The sequence below is a fragment of the Variovorax sp. P4_B10 genome, assembly GCF_056402375.1.
Genome location: NZ_JBFUHN010000007.1, coordinates 30,526 through 51,599, shown reverse-complemented (window position 1 = coordinate 51,599; position 21,074 = coordinate 30,526). Strand labels below are relative to the sequence as shown.

Annotated in this window: 19 protein-coding genes; 8 read left to right on the top strand and 11 right to left on the bottom strand. The window is 68.7% G+C overall.

Annotated features, from left to right (window positions below):
- The first annotated feature begins 25 nt into the window (after positions 1 to 25).
- Complete coding sequence (gene tet, locus AC1DXX_RS05585) at positions 26 to 1,258, top strand: Tet(A)/Tet(B)/Tet(C) family tetracycline efflux MFS transporter (protein ID WP_478133175.1); 1,233 nt, start codon at positions 26 to 28, stop codon at positions 1,256 to 1,258.
- 7 nt (positions 1,259 to 1,265) lie between these two features.
- On the opposite strand, the gene AC1DXX_RS05580 is transcribed toward tet, so the two are convergent.
- From AC1DXX_RS05580 to AC1DXX_RS05540, 9 genes are all read right to left on the bottom strand, one after another.
- The gene (locus AC1DXX_RS05580) at positions 1,266 to 2,516 is read right to left on the bottom strand and encodes an RNA polymerase sigma factor (protein ID WP_478133174.1); all 1,251 of its coding nucleotides are present in this window, start codon (positions 2,514 to 2,516) and stop codon (positions 1,266 to 1,268) included.
- Positions 2,517 to 2,522: 6 nt separating this feature from the next.
- Positions 2,523 to 2,879, bottom strand: a complete 357-nt coding sequence (locus AC1DXX_RS05575) for a YciI family protein (protein ID WP_478133173.1) — start codon at positions 2,877 to 2,879, stop codon at positions 2,523 to 2,525.
- A gap of 142 nt (positions 2,880 to 3,021) precedes the next feature.
- On the bottom strand, positions 3,022 to 4,092 hold the full coding sequence (locus AC1DXX_RS05570; RefSeq protein WP_478133172.1) for an ABC transporter substrate-binding protein: 1,071 nt from the start codon (positions 4,090 to 4,092) through the stop codon (positions 3,022 to 3,024).
- A 12-nt stretch (positions 4,093 to 4,104) separates the two neighbouring features.
- Complete coding sequence (locus tag AC1DXX_RS05565) at positions 4,105 to 5,256, bottom strand: NAD(P)/FAD-dependent oxidoreductase (protein WP_478133171.1); 1,152 nt, start codon at positions 5,254 to 5,256, stop codon at positions 4,105 to 4,107.
- Positions 5,253 to 6,662: an FAD/NAD(P)-dependent oxidoreductase gene (locus AC1DXX_RS05560; RefSeq protein ID WP_478133170.1), complete on the bottom strand. Its 1,410-nt coding sequence runs from the start codon at positions 6,660 to 6,662 to the stop codon at positions 5,253 to 5,255. The genes AC1DXX_RS05565 and AC1DXX_RS05560 overlap by 4 nt, the downstream gene beginning before the upstream one ends.
- Complete coding sequence (locus tag AC1DXX_RS05555; protein ID WP_478133169.1) at positions 6,659 to 6,964, bottom strand: (2Fe-2S)-binding protein; 306 nt, start codon at positions 6,962 to 6,964, stop codon at positions 6,659 to 6,661. The genes AC1DXX_RS05560 and AC1DXX_RS05555 overlap by 4 nt, the downstream gene beginning before the upstream one ends.
- A gap of 4 nt (positions 6,965 to 6,968) precedes the next feature.
- Positions 6,969 to 7,763 carry an ABC transporter permease gene (locus tag AC1DXX_RS05550; RefSeq protein ID WP_478133168.1) on the bottom strand — a complete coding sequence of 265 codons (795 nt, stop codon included), beginning with the start codon at positions 7,761 to 7,763 and terminating at the stop codon, positions 6,969 to 6,971.
- 4 nt (positions 7,764 to 7,767) lie between these two features.
- Positions 7,768 to 8,628, bottom strand: coding sequence for an ABC transporter permease (locus AC1DXX_RS05545; RefSeq protein ID WP_478133167.1), 861 nt, complete (start codon positions 8,626 to 8,628; stop codon positions 7,768 to 7,770).
- Complete coding sequence (locus AC1DXX_RS05540; RefSeq protein ID WP_478133166.1) at positions 8,625 to 9,695, bottom strand: ABC transporter ATP-binding protein; 1,071 nt, start codon at positions 9,693 to 9,695, stop codon at positions 8,625 to 8,627. The genes AC1DXX_RS05545 and AC1DXX_RS05540 overlap by 4 nt, the downstream gene beginning before the upstream one ends.
- Positions 9,696 to 9,900: 205 nt before the next feature.
- Between AC1DXX_RS05540 and AC1DXX_RS05535 the strand changes: the two genes are divergently transcribed.
- The 5 genes from AC1DXX_RS05535 (at position 9,901) to AC1DXX_RS05515 (ending at position 16,498) form a co-directional block, all read left to right on the top strand.
- Positions 9,901 to 10,767 carry an IclR family transcriptional regulator gene (locus AC1DXX_RS05535; protein ID WP_478133165.1) on the top strand — a complete coding sequence of 289 codons (867 nt, stop codon included), beginning with the start codon at positions 9,901 to 9,903 and terminating at the stop codon, positions 10,765 to 10,767.
- Between the two features lie 206 nt (positions 10,768 to 10,973).
- Positions 10,974 to 12,512, top strand: coding sequence for an L-piperidine-6-carboxylate dehydrogenase (amaB, locus tag AC1DXX_RS05530; protein ID WP_478133164.1), 1,539 nt, complete (start codon positions 10,974 to 10,976; stop codon positions 12,510 to 12,512).
- Positions 12,513 to 12,679: 167 nt separating this feature from the next.
- Positions 12,680 to 13,585: an amino acid ABC transporter substrate-binding protein gene (locus AC1DXX_RS05525; protein WP_478133163.1), complete on the top strand. Its 906-nt coding sequence runs from the start codon at positions 12,680 to 12,682 to the stop codon at positions 13,583 to 13,585.
- Positions 13,582 to 14,799: a pyridoxal phosphate-dependent aminotransferase gene (locus tag AC1DXX_RS05520; protein WP_478133162.1), complete on the top strand. Its 1,218-nt coding sequence runs from the start codon at positions 13,582 to 13,584 to the stop codon at positions 14,797 to 14,799. The genes AC1DXX_RS05525 and AC1DXX_RS05520 overlap by 4 nt, the downstream gene beginning before the upstream one ends.
- A gap of 25 nt (positions 14,800 to 14,824) precedes the next feature.
- The gene (locus tag AC1DXX_RS05515) at positions 14,825 to 16,498 is read left to right on the top strand and encodes a thiamine pyrophosphate-binding protein (protein ID WP_478133161.1); all 1,674 of its coding nucleotides are present in this window, start codon (positions 14,825 to 14,827) and stop codon (positions 16,496 to 16,498) included.
- A gap of 18 nt (positions 16,499 to 16,516) precedes the next feature.
- Here the strand turns inward: AC1DXX_RS05515 and AC1DXX_RS05510 are convergent, their stop codons facing one another.
- Positions 16,517 to 16,819, bottom strand: a complete 303-nt coding sequence (locus AC1DXX_RS05510) for a hypothetical protein (protein ID WP_478133160.1) — start codon at positions 16,817 to 16,819, stop codon at positions 16,517 to 16,519.
- Between the two features lie 505 nt (positions 16,820 to 17,324).
- On the opposite strand from AC1DXX_RS05510, the gene AC1DXX_RS05505 reads away from it, so the two are divergent.
- Both AC1DXX_RS05505 and chrA read left to right on the top strand, forming a co-directional pair.
- Entirely contained in the window at positions 17,325 to 18,083 is a 759-nt protein-coding gene (locus AC1DXX_RS05505) for a TSUP family transporter (protein ID WP_478133159.1), read from the top strand.
- 11 nt (positions 18,084 to 18,094) lie between these two features.
- A complete protein-coding gene (chrA, locus tag AC1DXX_RS05500; RefSeq protein WP_478133158.1) occupies positions 18,095 to 19,453 on the top strand; it encodes a chromate efflux transporter in 1,359 nt (452 codons plus the stop codon).
- 106 nt (positions 19,454 to 19,559) lie between these two features.
- Here chrA and AC1DXX_RS05495 read toward each other — a convergent pair whose 3' ends face one another.
- The gene (locus tag AC1DXX_RS05495) at positions 19,560 to 21,071 is read right to left on the bottom strand and encodes a tripartite tricarboxylate transporter permease (protein WP_478133157.1); all 1,512 of its coding nucleotides are present in this window, start codon (positions 21,069 to 21,071) and stop codon (positions 19,560 to 19,562) included.
- Positions 21,072 to 21,074 lie beyond the last annotated feature (3 nt).

Here is a 21,074-nt window from a genome sequence, read left to right as displayed (position 1 = left end):
ATTTATCGCTGATAATTCCTTATCAATGATAAATTCCAGCATTTCTTCTCCCCCTTTTGCGAGCAGCCGCTACGCGCATGCGGTGATCCTCGCAATCGTCACGCTCGACGCCATCGGCATCAGCCTGGTCATGCCGATCGTGCCGAGCCTGCTGCGCGAGGTCGGCCACACCGGCGACCTGGGCTGGCGCTTCGGCGCCTTTCTGTCGCTCTATGCGCTGATGCAGTTCCTTTGCGCGCCCGTGCTCGGCGCGCTGAGCGACCGCTTCGGCCGCCGGCCGGTGCTGCTGGTTTCGGTGCTGGGCGCGGCGGTCGATGCGCTCTTCATGGCCTTCGCGCCCTCGCTGTGGCTGCTGTTCGTGGGCCGCGCGATCGCGGGCATGACGGGCGCGAGCATGGCGGTGGCCTCGGCGGCCATCGCCGACCTCACGCCCGAGCACCAGCGCGCGCGCTGGTTCGGCCGCATGGGCGCCTGCTTCGGCCTGGGCTTCATTGCCGGGCCGGCGATCGGCGGCGTGCTCGGCGACCATGGCGTGCGGCTGCCGTTCGTGGCGGCCGCCGTGCTCAATGGCGTGACCTTCCTCGTGGGCCTGCTGGTGTTGCGCGAGTCGCGCCCGCCGGCACTCGCGGCAAAGCCCTTCGACCGCGGCATGCTCCATCCGCTCGCGCCGCTGCGCTGGGCCGCGGGCTTTCCCGCGTTGCTGCCGGTGCTGGGCGTGTTCCTGGTGCTCGTGCTGGTGGGCGAGGTCGCCGGCACGACATGGGTGCTCTACGGCGAAGACCGCTACGCCTGGAACGGCACCACGGTCGGCCTTTCGCTCGCGTGCTTCGGCCTGATCCATGCGCTGGTGCAGGGCTTCGTGGCGGGCCCGGTGGTCGAGCGTTGGGGCGAGCGCGCGGCGATTGCCATCGGCACCATCGCCGATTGCACGGCCTACGCCCTGATCGCCTTCGCCACACAGGGCTGGATGGCGCTCGCGCTGCTGCCGCTGCTGTGCATGGGCGGCATCGGCCAGCCCGCGCTGCAGTCGACGCTCTCGGCGCGCGTGGGTGAGGCCGAGCAGGGGCGGCTGCAAGGCGTGCTCGCGAGCATCAGCAGCCTGGCCTCGGTACTCGGCCCCCTGCTGATCAGTACGCTCTACTTCGCGTATCGCGTGCGCTTCCCGGGCATCGTGTGGCTCGTGGGCGCTGCGCTCTACGCGCTGTGCCTGCCGATCATGCTCGGCAAGACGACCGGGATGCGCAGCACCGCACGGTGATGACGGATCACCGCGCCAGCGATGCGGCGCGCCGTTGCAGGAACTGCCGCACCGCCGGATCGCTCTCCAGCCCGATGGCCAGCCGGTAGGCCTGCGTTGCACCTGGCAGATCGCCGCAGCGTGCGAGCAGGTCTGCGCGCGCGGCCCAATATGGTTGGTAGTCCGCAAGCCGCGTGTCATCGGCCAGCGCGTCGAGCGCGGTCAAGCCAACGGCCGGCCCCCGGGTCTGCGCCAGCGCCACTGCATGGTTGAGCGCCGCGACGGGTGACCCCGTGAGTGCACACAGCGCTTCGTACAACTGCTCGACCGCGGCCCAGTCCGCCTGCCCGGTGCGTCGCCGCACGGCGTGCGCGGATTGCACCGCCGCCTCCAGCTGGTAGCGCCCGCTGTCGCCGCAGCGGTTGGCGCGCGACAGCAGCGCCTCGGCCTCGTCGATCATGGCGGCGTCCCAGCACTGCGGGTCCTGCTCGCCGAGCGGCACGTAGTGGCCAGCCGCATCGCGCCGGGCCTCGCGGCGCGCATGCGCATGCAGCATCAGCGACAGCAGGCCCAGCGCCTCGCCTTCGTCGGGCAGCAGCGACGCCGCGAGCCGGCCCAGCCAGATCGCCTCGTCCGCGAGGTTGCGGCGCCGCGCGTCGGCGCCCTCGGGGTCGGACCAGCCTTCCGCGAAGGCCGCGTAGATGGCCTCCAGCACTGCGTCGAGCCGCTCGGCCAGCCGCTCGCGCGGCGGCACCCCGAAGCCGATGCCCGCCTGCCGGATCCTGGCCTTGGCGCGCGTGAGCCGCTGTCCCATCGCACCGGGGGCGACCAGGAAAGCCGAGGCGATGGTCGCGGCGTCGAAACCCAGCACCGCCTGGAGCATCAGCGGCGCGCGCACGCCGCGGTCGATGCCGGGGTGCGCGCATGCGAACAGCAGGCCGAGACGCCGGTCGGGCAGGCCGGATGCGTCGTCGTCTTCATCGGCCGTGAGGTCGGACAGCCATTGCAGGTGCGCGGCTGCCCCTTCGTCCAACACCCGGTGGCGCACCGCGTCGACCCGCCTGCGCCGCGCCACGGTGAGCAGCCAGGCCTCGGGCGACTGCGGCACGCCCTGCACGGGCCACTCGGCGAGCGCAGCGGCGAAGGCTTCCGACAGCGCATCCTCGGCGCCCGCCACGTCGTGCGTGCGCGCCGAGAGAAAGGCGATCAGCTTGCCGTAGCTTTGGCGCGCCGCCGATTCGGCCGCGCGCGTTGCCGCGAGAGCGCCGTCGGCCGCCACGCGACTTCAGTCCGCGCCCATGGGCCAGATCGGCCGCACTTCCACCACACCGTGGCTGGCCCCGGGGCAGCGCGCCGCCCAGGACAGTGCGGCGTCCAGGTCCGGCACGTCGATCAGGAAGTAGCCGCCGAGCTGTTCGCGCGTCTCGGCGTAGGGGCCGTTGAGCACCTCGGTCTTGCCGGCCTGCAGCCGCACGGTGGTGCTCATTGCCGCAGGCCGCAGCCGGTTGGAACTGCGCATCACGCCGGCCTTCTGCAGGGCTTCGTTGTAGGCGCCGTAGGCGGCCATCGCCTCGCCGACCTGAGCGGGGCCGAGCGCTGCGAAGCCCGCCGGGTCCGAATAGAGCAGGAGCATGTATTCCATGATGATCTTCCTTTGGGGTGGCGGCGAAGCCCCATGCCTCGCCTGAACAATGTCGTACGGCGGGCGCCCATTCAGACATCCGGGCTCAAAAAAAATGGGCACGGGAAAAATCCCGTGCCCATCTTGGCGAAAAAAGCCGCGCTCAGCGCTCGATCGTCTTGTTCCAGCGCGCGTTCCAGGCTGGGCGATTGGCGTTGATGCTCTCCCAGTCGATGGTGATCGCGGTCTTCATCCACTTGTTGATGTCCGCCACCTGCGTCGCGCCTTCGCCCACGGCCGGTGCCTTGGGGTTGGTCGGGATCTGCGCGCCGTACTGCAGCACGTTGGCCTGGGCCAGCGGGCTCAGCAGGAACTCGGCGAGCTTCTGCGACAGCTCGGGCTCGCTGTTGTTCGCAATCACGCACTGGCCCACCATCAGCACCACCGCGCCTTCCTTGGGCGGCGCATATTCCACCGGAATGCCCTTGGTCTTGAGCGCGGCCACGGCCGTGGGCGTGAGCGGGAAGATCGCCGCCTCGCCGGTCTGCACCATCTCCGACAGCTTGGCCGAGCTCGGGATGTACTCGAGCACGTTGGGGCCGACGGTGGTGGGCCAGGCCTTGAAGCCCGGCTCCACGTTCTTGTCGTTGCCGCCCTGGATGCGGTTGAACATCAGGAAGCCGTGCAGCCCGAAGGACGAGGACGACATCGACTGGAACACCACCTTGCCCTTGAACTTGGGGTCTGCCAGGTCCATCCACGAGGTGGGCGGCGCCCAGCCCTTTTCCTTGAACATCTTGGCGTTGTAGGCGAGGCCCGTCATGCCCAGGCTCACGCCGCTGGCCATGTCGTCCTTGAAGCGCGCGGCCGGGTAGATCTCGGCCAGCGAGGGGTTGGGCCGCTGCTTCTGGCACAGGCCCATGCCGATGGCGCGCACCATGATGCCGTCGTCGAGGAACATCACGTGCATCTGGGGGCGGTCCTTGTTGGCCTGCGCCTTCGCGAGGATGTCCGACGAGGTGCCCGGCACCACCACCACCTTGGCACCGTAGAGCTTCTCGAAGGCCGGGAACACGTACTGCGTGTATGCCTTCTCCATGGTGCCGCCGTTCATGCCGATGTAGAGCGTCTTGGTCTGCGCGCTCGCCGTACCGCCGGCCGCGAGCACGGCGACCGCCGCCGCACCGAGCAGGGTCCGGCGAAGGGAGAAGAAGGTCTTCTGAAAACGGGACATGGTGTTTTCCTTTCAGGGGGAGGTGGGGGTGACGGTTTGTTCTTGCGCGAAGAAGCGGTCGATCGAGAAGGCGTCGATCGGCGTGCTGCTGTGCCCATCGCGCACGAGCTCGGCCAGCACTTCGCCCGCGGCCGGGCCGATCTGGAAGCCCGCGCCCGCGAAGCCGAAGCCGTGGAAGAGGCCCGGCGTGGTGCGGCTTGGGCCGAGCACCGGCTGGCGGTCGGGCAGGTAGCCCTCGGTGCCGCTCCAGGTGCGGATGAAATGCGCGTGGCGCAGCGCGGGCAGGAGCGCGATAGCCTGCGCCGAGAGCGAGGCGATGGCGTCGCGGTCGGAGCGCGCACGGTCGGCGTCGAGCGGCACGCCCGCACCGCCGCCGCCCAGCACGAGGTTGCCGCGCGCGACCTGCCGGCAATAGATGCCGCCGCCTTCCACGCCGAGGCTCCAGTCCATGAAGAAGGGCAGCGGCTCGGTCACGGCCATCGCGGGGTGGCCCGATTGCAGCGGAACGGCTTCACCGAAGTACGTCGCGATGGGGCCGGCCCATGCGCCCGCGCAGTTGAGCAGCGCCGGCGCATGCACTTCGAGCGCGTTGCCCGAACGCAGCATGAAGGTCGCGCCGTCGTGCGCCACCTCGTCGACCTTGTGGCGCTCGAAGACCTTCGCGCCCGCGCGCTGCGCCGCGAGCGCGAAGGCGGGTGACACCAATCGCGGATTGGCCTGCCCGTCTTCCACGCACAGGGAGCCGCCGACGGCGCGCGGCCCGAGCCAGGGGCAGCGTTCGCGCAGGCGGGCGTCGGAGATCAGTTCGAGCCCGAGATCGAAATCGAGGCTTTGCGCGCGGTAGCGTTCCAGCGACGCCATGTCGGCTTCGCTGCGCGCGATCTTGAAATGGCCGGAGCGCAGGTACTCGCCGTCGGTGCCGATCAGCGAAGGCAGGCGGCCCCAGATCCGGTGCGCGCGCTGCGCGAGCGGCAACTGGTTCAGCGGCCGGCCCTGGCGCCGCACGCCGCCGTAGTTCACGCCGCTGGAGCGCGAGCCGCAGAGGTCGCGTTCCAGCAGCGCCACACCGATGCCCATCTGCCGCAATGCGAGTGCGGCCGAGGCGCCGACGATGCCGCCGCCGACGATGGCCACATCGGTGCGCAATGTCTTGATCGAACTCATGCGCCGGCTCCCGCGATGGGTGCTTGCGTGACGAGCTGGATCGGAATCGGCTTGATCGGCGCCTGCCCGCGCAGCCGGCCCACCTGCGCCAGCGGCTGGCCTGTCGCATGCGCGAGGATCTCGGCGGCCGCCACGCCGCACATGCGGCCCTGGCAGCGGCCCATGCCGACGCGCGACAAGGCCTTGAGGCGGTTCATCTCGTCGGCGCCGTTGACGGAGACGGTCTGGCGCAGCGCGCCGGCCGTGATGTTCTCGCAGCGGCAGACGACCAGATCGTCGGGTGCATTCGCGGCCCAGTCCTGCGGCAGCGGAAAGGCGCGTTCCAGGCCGCGCCGGAAACCCGCGAGTCCTTCGAGCTTGCGCTCGAGTACTTTGGCGCGCGCGGCATCGACGGCCACGCCGCGGTCTGCCAGCAGCGCGAGCGCGGCCCGCTCGCCGGCCCATTCGGCCGCGTCGGCGCCCATGATGCCGGCGCCATCGCCCGCGAGGTAGACGCCCTCCACGCTGGAGCGGCCGGCCGCATCGCGCACCGGCAGATGGGCGCGGTGCAGCGGCGCGAACTCGAAGCGGCAGCCCAGCAGGTCGGCCAGTTGGGTTTCGGAACGCAGCGCGTAGCCGAAGCCGACCGCGTCGCAATCCAGCGTGCGCTCTTCGCGGCCGTCATGCCATGCAACGCCGGTGACGCGGCGCGCCTCGGCATCGCCAACCACGCGCAGCGGACGCACACCGCCGTGCAGCGGCACGCCGTGCGCGCGCAGCCAGGCCACGTAGTACACGCCCTTGGCGAACACGGCGGGTTGCCGCAGCATCGCGGGCGTCGCGGCGATCTGGTCGCCGAGGCGCGCGGTGTCGAGCACGGCCGCGACCTTGGCGCCCGCCTTCGCATACTGGTAGGCCACGAGGTACAGCAGCGGCCCCGTGCCCATGAGCACCACGCGCTGCCCGATGGCGCAGCCCTGGAATTTGAGTGCCACCTGCGCGCCGCCGAGCGTGTAGACGCCGGGCAATGTCCAGCCCGGCACCGGCAGCACGCGGTCGGTGGCGCCGGTCGCGACGATCAGCGCGCCATGCGGCACGCGGGCCGTGCTGCGCGTCGGGTTGTGCAGCACGTCGAGCACACCGCCTTGCGCATTCCAGACGAGGCTGTCGGGCCGGTAGTCGATGCGGTCGCGCAGCGCGTCGAAGGCTTCGTGCACGGCGTTCGCGCGTGCGGCCTCGAAGCCGTAGAGCGTGGCCGCCGTGCGCTGCACGAAGTTGGCGGGCGGGCGGCGGTAGATCTGGCCACCGGCGCGCGAGGCTTCGTCGATCACCACCGGCCGCAGGCCGTGCGCCACCAGGGCCTGCGCTGCGCGCACGCCGGCCGGTCCGGCGCCGACGATCACGGGTTGAAGTCCGGCGCCCGTCATGCGCCGCCTCGCCCGGTGACCAGCGCCATGCCCGGCGCGATGAAGGTGGAGCAGGCGCGCAGGCGTTCGCCTTCGGCCGTCGAGACCCAGCAGTCCTGGCAGGCGCCCATCATGCAGAAGCCGGCGCGGGGGGTGTCGCTGAATTCGTTGCGGCGCAATTGGCTGCCTTGCGTGAGCACTGCGGTGAGCACGGTGTCGCCGGCCAGCGCGGAGGCGGGCTTGCCGTCGAGCGTGAAGGGCACGGCGGCGCGGCCGGTTTCGGCCACGCGATGCAGCAGCGCATGGGATGTCGTTGCACTCATGGATCTACTTGCGCCCCACCAGCACGCGGTCCAGCCCATAGACGCGATCAAGGATCACCATCGCCACGGCCGTCACCGCCACCATCAGCGCCGACACCGCCGCCATCAGCGGATCGATCGACTCGGTCGCATACATGTACATGCGCACCGGCAGCGTCACCGTGCTCGGCGCAGTCACGAAGATCGACATCGTCACTTCGTCGAAGCTGTTGATGAAGGCCAGCATCCAGCCGCCCGTCACCCCCGGCAGGATCATCGGCAGCGTGATGCGCCGGAACACCGTGGCCTGGCTCGCGCCCAGCGAGAGCGCGGCCTGCTCGGCGCTGCGGTCGAAGCCCACGAGTGCGGCCACCACCAGGCGCAGCGTGTAGGGCGTGACGATCAGCGCATGCGCCATCACCAGCCAGCCGAAGCTGCCGGTACCGCCCACCAGCGCGAACAGGCGCAGCAGCGCCACGCCCAGCACCAGGTGCGGAATGATCAGCGGCGAGAGGAACAGCGCGTTGAGGAAGTCGCGCCCCGGAAAGGCGTAGCGCGTGATCGCCATGCCGGCCGGCACCGCGAGCAGCGTGGCAATGGTGGCCGAGGCCAGCGCGAGCCACAGGCTGTTCCAGAACGACTGCATGAAGTCGGGGTGCGCGAACACCGCGGCGAACCAGCGCAGCGAGAAGCGGGTGGTCGGAATGGTCAGCGTGTTCTCTGGCGTGAACGCGACGATGCACACCACCAGCAGCGGCGCCAGCATGAAGGTGATGACGAGCGCGTTGAACGCGAGGGCGAAGGGGCCGTTCTTGCTCATGCGGTCAGCCCAGCGCTTTCTTGTAGCGGCCTTCGACGAGGCGGTTGTAGCTCAGCATCACGATGAGGTTGGCTGCCAGCAGCGTGAGCGCGATCGCGGCGCCGAGCGGCCAGTTCAGTTCGCTGAGGTACTCGTCGTACACCACGGTCGCGACCATCTTGAGCCGCCGCCCGCCGAGCAGCCCCGGAATCGCGAACGAGCTCGCGGCCAGGCCGAACACGATCAGGCTGCCCGAAAGAATGCCCGGCATCACCTGCGGCAGCACGATGCGGCGCAGCGTGGTGAAGGGCGAGGCCTTGAGCGACAGCGCCGCGTTCTCGACACCCGGGTCGAGCTTCTGCAGCGAGGTCCAGACCGGGATCACCATGAACGGCAGCATCACGTGGACCAGCGCGACGATCACCGCGGTCTCGGTGTAGAGCATCTTCACCGGCCCGATGCCCACGAGGCCGAGCAGCGCGTTGATCGCACCCTCGGGCCCGAGCAGCATGCTCCAGCCGAAGGCACGCACCACCACCGACACCAGGAGCGGCGCCAGCACCACCAGCAGCAGCACCGAGCGCCACGGGTTGCGCATGCGGCTCAGCACGTAGGCCTCGGGCGCACCGACGACCACGCAGATCAGCGTGACCAGCGCCGAGATCCAGAAGGTGCGCCAGAAGATGCCGTGGTAGTACGAGTCGGTGAACACATGCGCGTAGTGGTCGAGCGTGAACTCGCCGGCCTTCGGCCCGGTGGCCGGGTCGTAGACGTTGAAGGACAGCACGGCGGTGAGCAGCAGCGGCACCAGCAGCAGTGCGGCGAAGAGCAGCAGGGCAGGGCCCGACAGCCACCAGGGCGCGGCCTTGTTCTTCATGCCGCTCATGCCGCCACGGCCTCCTCGGCCGGCAGCAGGCGCGTGCAGTGCGCGGGCCAGTCGATGCCGACGGCATCGCCTTCGTCGAGCGCGTCGCGGCCGTCGTTGGGGCTCAGCACCATCAGGTCCCCGGCGGACGTGCCCAGCCGGTAGAGCCACTGGCTGCCGAGGAAGAAGCGTTCCTGCACCGTGCCGTCGAGCCGGCCGCGGCCGGCCGTCACCAGCTGCAGTTTTTCGGGGCGCACGCTCATGAGCACCGAGGCGCCGGACTTGAAGCCGCCTTCGTTGACTTCGACCGCGAGCGGACCGACCTCGACGTTGCAGCTGCCGGCGCTGCAGGTGGTCACGCGGCCGTTCAGCAGGTTGGCCTTGCCCACGAAGGTGGAGATGAAGCGCGTGCTCGGATGCTCGTACACCCGGTGCGGATGGTCGATCTGCGTGGCGCAGCCGCCTTCCATCACCACCACGCGGTCGCTGATCGACATGGCCTCGCTCTGGTCGTGCGTGACCATCACCGTGGTGGTGCCGACCTTGCGCTGGATCTGGCGCAGCTCGAACTGCATTTCCTCGCGCAGCTTGGCGTCGAGGTTGGAGAGCGGTTCGTCGAGCAGCAGCACCGGCGGCTCGATCACCAGCGCGCGGGCCAGCGCCACACGTTGCCGCTGGCCGCCCGAGAGTTCGCGCGGGTAGCGGGTGGCGTGCGGCTCCAGGTGCACCAGCGCCAGTGCCTGCTTCACGCGTTCCGCGCGCTCGGCCTTGGGCATCTTGCGCATCTCGAGGCCGAAGCTCACGTTGTCGGCCACCGTCATGTGCGGGAAGAGGGCGTAGCTCTGGAACACGATGCCCAGGCCGCGCGTGTTGGCCTTGGCGTGCGTGATGTCCTTGCCCGCGAGTTCGATGCGGCCGCTGCTGACGGCCTCGAAGCCCGCAATCATCTGCAGCGTCGTGGTCTTGCCGCAGCCCGAAGGGCCGAGCAGCGAGACGAACTCGCCCTTTTCGACGCTGAGGTTCATGGCGGAGACCGCGCGGGTGCTGCCGTAGAACTTGGTCACGTCGGTGAGCCGTAGGAATGACATGGAAGCGCCTTTCTGTGGGGCAGGAAGATGGCGTGCGACGTCTTGGTGCAGGCCATGGACCGCTGAGTACTTTCAATTCACTCTATTGCAACGATTGCGCCAGATCGCCTCGGGTATTCCATTAATCAGAATATTTATCTGATTTATTCCGTTCATTGAAATATGATGGCCGAAAGTAATCCACGGAATTCCACAGGAGCAAGGTATGGAAACCACCTCGGAGGTGCCGGCGGCCAGCGGCGGCGTGCCGCGCGTCTTTTCGGTGATCCGCGCGCTCGGCGCGGTGCAGGCCGAGGGCGGCCGCGTGACCCAGATCGCACGTTCCGTGGGCCTGACCCAGGCCACCACGCACCGCTTGCTGCAATCGCTGATCGCCGAAGGCATGGTCGAGCAGGACGAACGCACCAAGCTCTACCGCCTGAGCATCGATTTCTTCGCGCTCGCGGCCAATGCCGGCAACCCCGGCGACCTGCGCGCGATCTGCCGGCCGGTGCTGCTGCGCCTGTGCGCGAGCCTGGGCGACAGCATTTTCCTGCTGGTGCGCAGCGGCTTCGACGCGGTGTGCCTCGACCGCAGCGAGGGGCCGTTTCCGATCCGCTCGTTCACGGGCGACATCGGCGGGCGCATCGCGCTGGGCGTGGGGCAGGGGGCGCTGGCGATCCTGGCTTTCCTGCCGGAGGCGGAACGCGAGGAGGTGATCCGCTTCAATCTCTCGCGCGTGCGCGAGTACGGTGTGTACGACGAGGTCTACCTGCGCACCGAGATCGAGCGCGTGCGGCAGGCGGGCTATGCGGGGCGCAACACCGGGCTGCTCGAAGGCATGGCCGGGGTGGCGGTGCCGATCCTCGACCGCGAAGGCCGCGCGGTGGCCGCCTTGAGCGTGGGCACGATCGCGGACCGGCTCAATGCGGACCGCATGCCCACGGTGGTGGAACTGCTCAAGCGCGAGGCGGCGGCGATCGGGCCGAAGATCAACCCCTTCGATGCGACGCTGAGAAGGCCGGCGCAAAGCCTGGCGGGCTCGCCGGCGGGGCAGCGCATCACCGTGCCCGAGGCCCCCAAGCCACAGTGAGCGAAGGTCGCGGTCTCACCACCCGGCGGACCGGCCTGGCCGTTCGACCCACGAGACAAACAGTCTCCTCCGAAGGCGCAGTTCATTCCCGAAACGCATCAAGTCCTTCCATTTTTTCACTAGGCAACCGCGCGGGATTCGCAGATATTGGCCGCATTCCGTCGCCCCTGTCGCCTTTCTTTTTCCTCCTCCTTTCCGGAGCGCCCATGTCCGAAGCCCAAGCCCCCCATTCCCTCGCCACCGAGATCGAGCAACTGCTGCAGCGCCTGGGCGTGCCCCGCTCCGCCCACACCGGCGGCGAGCTGACGGTGCGCTCGCCGGTCACCGGCGAAGTGATCGCGCAGGTGCCGCAGACCACCGCCGTCGAAGCCACCGGCGCCATCGGCCGTGCGCACGAGGCCTTCAAGGCCTGGCGCAATGTGCCGGCGCCGCGCCGTGGCGAGCTGGTGCGCCTGCTCGGTGAAGAGCTGCGCGCCGCCAAGCAAGACCTTGGCCGCCTCGTCACGCTGGAGGCCGGCAAGATCCCGTCCGAAGGCGCAGGCGAAGTGCAGGAAATGATCGACATCTGCGACTTTGCGGTCGGCCTCTCGCGCCAGCTCTACGGCCTCACGCTGGCCACCGAGCGCGCCGAGCACCGGATGATGGAAACCTGGCATCCGCTGGGCGTGTGCGGCGTGATCTCGGCCTTCAACTTTCCGGTGGCCGTGTGGTCGTGGAATGCGGCGCTCGCGCTGGTGTGCGGCGACTCGGTGGTGTGGAAGCCGTCCGAAAAGACGCCGCTCACCGCGCTCGCCGTGCATGCCATCGCGCAGCGCGCCATCGAGCGTTTCGGCGATGCACCCGAAGGCCTGCTCGGCCTGCTGCTGGGCCAGCGCGATATCGGCGAGGTGCTGGTCGACGACCATCGCGTGCCGATCCTCTCGGCCACCGGCTCCACCGCGATGGGCCGGCAGGTCGGGCCCAAGCTCGCTGCGCGCTTCGCCCGCGCGATCCTCGAACTCGGCGGCAACAACGCCGCCATCGTCACGCCCTCGGCCGACCTGGACCTCACGCTGCGCGGCATCGCGTTCTCGGCCATGGGCACGGCCGGCCAGCGTTGCACCACGCTGCGCCGCCTGTTCGTGCACGACAGCGTGTACGACCAGCTCGTGCCCAAGCTCGCGAAGGTCTACGGCAACGTGCAGGTGGGCGATCCGCGCGAGGCCGGCACGCTGGTCGGTCCGCTGATCGACCGCGCCGCCTTCGACGGGATGCAGAAGGCCTTGAGCGAAAGCCGCGAACTTGGCGCGAAGGTGCATGGCGGCCAGCGCGTCGACGGCATCGGCACGCAGGACGCCTACTACGTGCGCCCCGCACTCGTGGAACTGGAGTCGCACGCCGGCCCCGTGCTGCGCGAAACCTTCGCACCCATCCTCTACGTGGTGCGCTACAGCTCGCTCGACGAAGCGATCGAATGGCACAACGCGGTGGGCGCGGGCCTGTCGTCGTCGATCTTCACGCTCAACGTGCGCGAGGCCGAGCGCTTCATGTCCAGCGCCGGTTCCGACTGCGGCATCGCCAACGTCAACATCGGCCCGAGCGGTGCCGAGATCGGCGGGGCCTTCGGTGGCGAGAAGGAAACCGGCGGCGGGCGCGAAGCGGGCTCGGACAGCTGGAAGGCGTACATGCGCCGCGCGACCAACACCATCAATTACTCGACGGCATTGCCCCTGGCGCAGGGCGTGACCTTCGACATCGGAGATTGAGGCTCGCCCCCAGGCTTCGCGCACTTCGTGTCGCTTTGCCAACCCCCTACCGGGGGCGACATCTGCGGCCCGGCGAAGCCGGTTCCGCGATGTCCCACGAAAAATCATGCCGCGCCGGCAGGGCATGCCGCGCCCTTTCAAAGAAAAACTACCAGGAGACAGAGAACATGAAGATGCGATTCAAGACCGTCACCGCGGCAGCGCTGCTCGCGCTCGCCTTCGGCAGCGCCACCGCGCAGCAGGCCCCAACCGGTGGCACGCTCGACAAGATCAAGGCGAGCGGCAAGGTCGTTCTCGGCGTGCGCGAAGCCTCGCCGCCCATGGCCTACATGCTGGGCGCGGGCGACAAGTACGTGGGCTACCACGTCGAACTCTGCGAGCGCGTGCTGAAGGACATCACGCCCAATGCCAAGCTCGAATACATGGCCGTGACCGCGCAGAACACCATCCCGCTGGTGCAGAACGGCACGCTCGACATCGGCTGCGGCCCCACCACCAACAACACCGCGCGCCAGCAGCAGGTGGCCTTCGCGCTCACCACGTACGTGAGCGAAGTGCGCATGGCGACCAAGGTCGACTCGGGCATCACCTCGCTCGACCAGCTCGCGGGCCGCAACGTATCGGCCTCGACCGGCACCACCGCCGTGCAGCTGCTGCGCAAGCGCGAACGCGCGCAGAACGTCTCCTACAACACGATGCTCGGCAAGGACCACCTCGAGAGCTTCCTGCTGATGGAGTCGGGCCGCGCCGATGCCTTCGTGCTCGACGACAACCTGCTCGCCGGCATCATCGCGAACTCGAAGAACCCGACCGCCTACCGCATCGTGGGCGAGGCCTTGGGCTCGGAGCCGATCGCGCTGCTGTTCCGCAAGGACGACCCGGCTTTCAAGACGGCGGTGGACGATTCGCTGCGCAAGCTCATGAAGAGCGGCGAGCTCGAGAAGATCTACACGAAGTGGTTCGTCGCAGCCATTCCGCCGAAGAACACCAGCCTCAACCTGCCGATGAGCCCGGCGCTGAAGCAGCTGGTGCTCGAACCCAACGACAAGCCACTGGAGACCTACACGAAGTGACAGACGCTGCCGTGTTCTCGCCGGCGCAACGCGTGCGCGCCATCCACGTCTCGGAAATCCTGCGCATCACCGACCATGCGCAGGCCCTGAAGCGCGCCGGCCGCCCGGTGATCGTGCTGGGCGCGGGCGAGCCCGACTTCGATACGCCCGAGAACATCCGCGGCGCGGCGGTGCGCGCCATCGAGCGCGGCGACACGCGCTACACGGTGCTCGACGGCAGCCCCGCGATGAAGGCGGCCGTGCAGCTCAAGTTCCAGCGCGACAACGCGCTGGCCTTCGCGCTCGACGAGATCAGCGTGAGCGCGGGCGCGAAGCAGGTGATCTTCAACGCGCTGATGGCGAGCCTGAATCCGGGCGACGAGGTGATCCTGCCCGCGCCGTACTGGACCTCGTACGCGGACATCGTGCAGATCTGCGGCGGCGTGCCCGTTGCGGTCGCGTGCAGCGAAGGGAACGGCTTTCGCCTGAGTGCGGAACAACTGCAGGCGGCCATCACGCCGCGCACGCGCTGGCTGTTTCTCAACTCGCCGTCGAACCCGAGCGGCGCGGCCTACAGCGCCGCGCAACTGAAGCCGATCACCGACGTGCTGTTGGACCACCCGGGCGTCTGGGTGCTGGCCGACGACATCTACGAACACATCCTCTATGACGGCCTCGCATTCGCGACGCCGGTGGCCGTCGAGCCGCGGCTGCGCGAACGCACGCTCACCGTGAACGGCGTGTCCAAGGCCTACGCGATGACCGGTTGGCGCGTGGGCTACGGCGCCGGGCCGCGTGCATTGATCGCCGCGATGGCCGTGGTGCAGAGCCAATCGACCTCGTGCCCGTCGTCGATCAGCCAGGCCGCCGCGATCGAGGCGCTCACCGGGCCGCAGGGCATCGTGGCCGAGCGCTGCGCTTCTTTCCAGGCGCGCCGCGACTTCGTGGTGGCCGCACTCAACCGCACGCCCGGCCTGCGTTGCCGCGTGCCCGAGGGCGCCTTCTATACCTTTGCAAGCTGTGCCGGCGTGCTCGGCAAACGCACCGCCGGCGGTGCGCTGCTGCAGACCGACAGCGACTTCTGCCGCTACCTGCTGCAGGATTTCGACGTGGCGGTGGTGCCGGGAAGCGTGTTCGGTCTGGCGCCGTATTTCCGCATCTCGTATGCGACGTCGATGGCGCAGCTTGAAGAGGCGTGTGCGCGCATCGCCGCTGCATGCGCCGCGCTCTCCTGAACATCTTCAATCCCTCGGAGCCCTCATGACCTCACCCCGCACCGGCGGCCAGATCCTGGTCGATCAACTCATCACCCACGGCGTCAAGCAGCTCTTCTGCGTGCCCGGCGAAAGTTTTCTGGCTGTGCTCGATGCGCTGCACGATGCGTCCATCGAGGTGACGGTGTGCCGCCAGGAAGGCGGCGCGGCGATGATGGCCGAGGCGCAGGGCAAGCTCACCGGACGCCCGGGCGTCTGCTTCGTCACGCGCGGCCCCGGTGCGACCAACGCGGCCGCCGGCGTGCACATCGCGCACCAGGATTCGACGCCGCTGCTGCTGTTCGTGGGCCAGGTGGCGCGCGAGGCGCTGGGCCGCGAAGCCTTCCAGGAGCTGGACTACGGCGCGGTCTTCGGCACCATGGCCAAGTGGGTGGTGCAGATCGACGATCCGGCGCGCGTGCCTGAACTGGTGTCGCGCGCCTTCCATGTCGCGACCTCGGGCCGGCCCGGTCCGGTGGTGATTGCGCTGCCGGAAGACATGCTGACCGAAGCCACCGCGGTGGCCGATGCGTTGCCTTATGCGGTGACCGAAACCCATCCCGGTGCGTCGCAACTCGCCGAGCTGCAGCAGCGCCTGTCGCAGGCGCAGCGCCCCGTCGTCATCCTGGGCGGCAGCCGCTGGTCCGAAGCCGCGACGCAGCAGTTCGCAGCTTTCGCCGAAGCCTATTCGCTGCCGGTGTACTGCTCGTTCCGCCGCCAGATGCTGATGTCGGCCGAGCATCCCTGCTATGCAGGCGACCTGGGCCTCGGCGCGAATCCGCGCATGCTCGAGCGCATCCGCCAGGCGGACCTGGTGCTGCTGGTTGGCGGGCGCCTGTCGGAAGTGCCGTCGCAAGGTTATGAACTGCTGGCGATTCCGCAGCCGAAGCAGGCGCTGGTGCATGTGCACGCCGATGCCGACGAGCTCGGCAAGCTCTACCGCCCGGCACAAGGCATCCACGCCACGCCGCAGGCCTTTGCGGAAGCGGTGGCCGCATTGCGCCCGTCTTCACCGCCCGTCTGGCAGGCAGAGACGAAGACCGCGCGCGAAGACTTCCTGCGCTGGAGCGACCCCGCCCCCATCCGCATCCCCGGCCCGCTGCAGATGGGCGAGGTCATGCAGCACCTGCGCGAGGTGCTGCCGGCCGACACCATCTTCTGCAACGGGGCGGGCAACTTCGCGACCTGGGTGCATCGCTTCTGGCCGTTCCGCGCGTTCGCGAGCCAGCTGGCGCCGACCAGCGGCTCGATGGGCTACGGCCTGCCGGCCGGCGTGGGCGCCAAGCGGCTGTGGCCCGGGCGCGAGGTGGTGGTGTTTGCGGGAGACGGCGATTTCATGATGCACGGCCAGGAATTCGCCACCGCCGTGCAGTACGGCCTGCCCATCCTCGTGGTGCTGCTCGACAACGCCATGTACGGCACGATCCGCATGCACCAGGAAAAGCACTACCCGGGCCGCATCAGCGCCACGCAGCTGAAGAACCCCGACTTCCGCGGCTATGCCGAGGTGTTCGGTGGGCATGGCGAGCGTGTCACGAGCACCGAAGAGTTCGGCCCCGCACTGGCGCGAGCACGTGCGAGCGGCAAGCCGGCGATCCTGCATTGCCTGCTCGACCCGGAGGCGATCACGCCTGCCAGCACGCTGCAGTCGATCCGCAAGGCTGCGCTGGCCGCGTCCTGAACGCTCCCCAAGAAGGAGTCAGCGCAGCCCGCCAACGGAGCGCGGCGACGGGTTCGGCGGATTGCCGTCGGGCGCACGCGCCGCCAGCCGTGCGGCGCGCGCCAGCGGCTCCATGGCCTGCTCGAGGCGGGTGGCGAGTTGGTCGAGCTCCTCGTCCTTGGTTTCCGCGGCGTGCGCGCGCGTCATGCGCACGATCTCGGCGGCGTACTCGGCATTGGTGGCCATCCATTCGGTGTCGGTCACGCGTCCATGCTTTCGCCGCAGTGCCACGTGAAGGCGGGCGGCCAGGGCGATGCGTTCGCTTTCGGACATGGACGGCATGGTGTTCTCCCTCGGCTGGTCAGCCTCCCAGATGTATCAAGATGCCGAGCAAGATCGAGGCCCAGCACAGCTCGCTGCTTTCCGCCTTGGCGTGCAATCCGCCGCGCTGTCGCTTGCAACGACGGCGGTCCTGGTGGCCAGTGCCACTTCATTTACCACCAGAAACACTTTGGTCCGCAAACAGGCTGCCTGGGCCAGGGCGAAGCGGGTAATTCCCAATGCACTGGCGCGGTGCACCCCCTAAAGTCTGCCCACTCGCGAACGGGCCCTGCTCGTGCTGCCGAGGGTCCGAGGAGACAATTTCCCTTCAACAAGAAAAATCCTTCAAAGGCTCCATACGAGATGCCGGTTTGAGTTTGGAAGGCGCCGCTGGTCGGCGCCTTTTTTATGCCGGCGCGCACGGTGCCGGCAGATTTTTTCTCCTAACCAAATCAACCGCATGCGCCCGCAATGTGGTCATCTATAGCTATCGTTTCGATAGCGATCCGGATGAGACAATCCGGGCATGGAAATGCTGGTGGTGACGGGCGCTTCGCTGCTCGCGGGTTTTGTCGATTCGATCGTGGGCGGAGGCGGGTTGATCCTGGTCCCGGCGCTGTTCGCCGTGTTTCCGGGTGCACCACCGGCGACGCTGCTGGGCACCAACAAGAGCGCGTCGATATGGGGCACGGCGGCCGCGGCGGCGCAATTCAGCCAGCGGGTGCAGATGCGATGGGGCGCCCTGTGGCCGGCCGCGGTGCTCGGTTTCGTCGGTTCGATGCTGGGCGCCTGGGGTGTCACGCTGTTTCCGGGCGACTTCCTGCGCCGGGCGCTGCCGGTGATCCTGCTGGGGGTGCTGCTCTACACGCTGGCGCGCAAGGACATGGGGCGCATGCACGCACCGCGCTTCAGCGGCCGCGCCGAGACGCTGGCGGCCTGCACGATCGGCCTGTCGATCGGTCTCTACGACGGCTTCTTCGGCGCCGGTGCCGGCAGCTTCCTGGTGTTCCTGTTCGTGCGCTGGATGGGCTACGACTTTCTCAACGCCTCGGCCTCCGCCAAGATCATCAACACGCTGACCAACGCCGCCGCATTGATCCTGCTGGCCGCCAAGGGGCACGTCTGGTGGCACTACGGGCTGGTGATGGCGGTGGCCAACGTGGCCGGCAGCCTGCTCGGCACCCGCGTGGCGCTCAAGCATGGCGCCGGTTTCGTGCGGGTGGTGTTCATCGTGGTGGTGAGCGCCCTGATACTCAAGACCGCCTACGACGCATTCCTCACATAGCGAAGGACTCGATGCCGCCCGAATCCGCAGCGCCCCCTGCCCCTGTCAGCTTCTGGCAGGCCTTCGGCTACTGGCTCAAGCTGGGCTTCATCAGCTTCGGCGGGCCGGCCGGACAGATCGCGCTGATGCACCAGGAGCTGGTCGAGCGCCGGCGCTGGATCTCGGAAAAGCGTTTTCTGCATGCGCTGAACTACTGCATGCTGCTGCCCGGCCCGGAGGCCCAGCAGCTCGCCACCTACATCGGCTGGCTCATGCACCGCACCTGGGGCGGTATCGCGGCGGGCGTGCTGTTCGTGCTGCCGTCGCTCTTCATCCTGATCGCGCTGTCGTGGGTCTACCTGGCCTACGGGGAGGTGCCGGCGGTGGCGGGGCTGCTGTACGGCGTGAAGCCTGCTGTGACGGCCATCGTGTTGTTCGCGGCCTGGCGCATCGGCTCGCGGGTGCTCAAGAACGCCTGGCTGTGGGCGATCGCTGCGGCAGCCTTCGTGGCGATCTTCGCGCTGAAGGCGCCGTTCCCGCTGATCGTGCTCGCGGCCGCTGCCATCGGTCATGTCGGCAGCCGGGTCGCGCCGGCCCGCTTCATGCCGGGCGGCGGGCACGGCGCCGCGGCGGCATCGTCCGGCCCTGCGCTGATCGACGACGACACGCCCACGCCGGCGCATGCGCGCTTCGGCTGGGGCCGCTTCGCGCGCGTGCTGGCCGTGTTCCTCGCGCTGTGGCTGGGCGCCATCGGCGGGCTTACGGCGCTCTACGGCTGGCACGGCGCGCTGACGCAGATGGCCTGGTTCTTCACCAAGGCCGCGCTGCTGACCTTCGGCGGCGCCTATGCGGTGCTGCCCTATGTGTTCCAGGGCGCGGTCGACCACTACGGCTGGCTCAGCGCCACGCAGATGATCGACGGGCTGGCGCTGGGCGAAACCACGCCGGGGCCGCTGATCATGGTGGTCTCTTTCGTGGGCTTCGTGGGCGGCTGGCAGCAGGCCCTGTACGGCGCCGGCGCGCTGCCCCTGGCGGGCGCCGTGGCGGCGACGGTGGTGTGCTTCTTCACCTTCCTGCCGTCGTTCCTGTTCATCCTGCTGGGCGGGCCGTTCATCGAATCGACCCACGGCAACCTGAAGCTCACGGCGCCGCTGACCGCTATCACCGCCGCCGTGGTCGGCGTGATCGTCAACCTGGCGGTGTTCTTCGCCTGGCACGTGCTGTGGCCGGCGGGGGCGGGCGGCAGGTTCGACGCAGCTTCGGCGGCGATCGGGCTGATCGCCGCCGTGGCGCTGTTCCGCTTCAAGACCGGGGTGATCCCGGTGGTGCTGGGCTCGGCGCTGCTCGGCCTGGGCTGGCAACTGGCGCTGCGGCCCCTGCTGCTGCACTGAGGACTGTTCCAGAAACACCGCGGAACCGGCTTTGCCGGGCCGCTGGTGTTGCCCCCGGTAGGGGGTGGGCGTTGCGACACGAAGTGCGCGCAGCCTGGGGGCGAGCCTATTCCTCGACGAAGGCCTCTTCGCGCTTTGCCTTGATGGCGGGCAGCAGCACGATGCCCAGCAACATCGCCGCGGCCACCAGCAGGCCTGCCGACAGCGGCCGCGTGATGAACACGCTCCACGCACCGCGCGACAGCAGCAGCGCGCGCCGCAGGTTCTCTTCCATCATCGGCCCGAGGATGAAGCCGAGCAGCAGCGGTGCAGGTTCGGTGCGCAGCTTGAGGAACAGGTAGCCGATGAAGCCGAAGATCGCGACCATCCACACGTCGAAGGTATTGTTGTTGGTCGAGTACACGCCAATTGCGCAGAACAGCACGATGGCGGGGAACAGGAACTTGTAGGGCACCGTCAAGAGCTTGATCCACATGCCGATCAGCGGCAGGTTCAGGATGATCAGCATCGCATTGCCGATCCACATCGAGGCGATCAGGCCCCAGAACAGCTCGGGGTTGCTGGTCATCACCTGCGGACCCGGCTGGATGTTGTGGATGGTCATCGCGCCCACCATCAGCGCCATCACCGCGTTGGGCGGAATGCCCAGCGTCAGCAGCGGGATGAAGGAGGTCTGCGCGCCGGCGTTGTTGGCCGATTCGGGCGATGCCACGCCGCGGATGTTGCCCTTGCCGAAGGGCACTTCGCCGGGACGCATCTTGATCTTCTTCTCGAGCGCATAGGCCGCGAAGGCCGCCAGCAGCGCACCGCCGCCGGGCAGGATGCCCAGCGCAGAACCCAGCGCCGTGCCGCGCAGCACCGCGGGCGTCATGCGCTTGAAGTCTTCCTTGGTGGGCCACAGGCCCTTCACCTTGTGCGTGAACACCTCGCGCTCGTCGTCGGGCTGCGAGAGGTTGCCGATGATTTCGCCGTAGCCGAACACGCCCATGGCGATCACCACGAAACCGATGCCGTCGGTGAGCTCGGGAATGTCGAAGCTGTAGCGCGCCACGCCCGAATTCACGTCGGTGCCCACGATGCCGAGCAGCAGGCCCAGCACGATCATCGCCACCGCCTTCAGCAGCGAGCCCGAAGCCAGCACCACCGCGCCGATCAGGCCCAGCACCATCAGCGAGAAATACTCGGCCGGGCCGAATTTGAAGGCCAGCTCGGTCAGCGGCGGTGCGAAGGCCGCCAGGATCAGCGTGCCGACGCAGCCCGCGAAGAACGAGCCCAGGCCCGCGGCGGCCAGTGCGGGGCCTGCGCGGCCCTGCCTTGCCATCTGGTAGCCGTCGATGCAGGTGACCACCGAGGACGACTCCCCGGGCAGGTTCACCAGGATGGCGGTGGTCGAGCCGCCGTACTGCGCGCCGTAGTAGATGCCGGCCAGCATGATCAGCGCCGACACGGGCGGCAGCGCGTACGTGGCGGGCAGCAACATCGCGATGGTCGCGACCGGGCCGATGCCCGGCAGCACGCCGATCAGCGTGCCCAGGATGCAGCCGACCAGGCAGTACAGCAGGTTGGTGAAAGTGAAGGCGACGCCGAAGCCGACCGCGAGGTTGTGGAACAGTTCCATGGC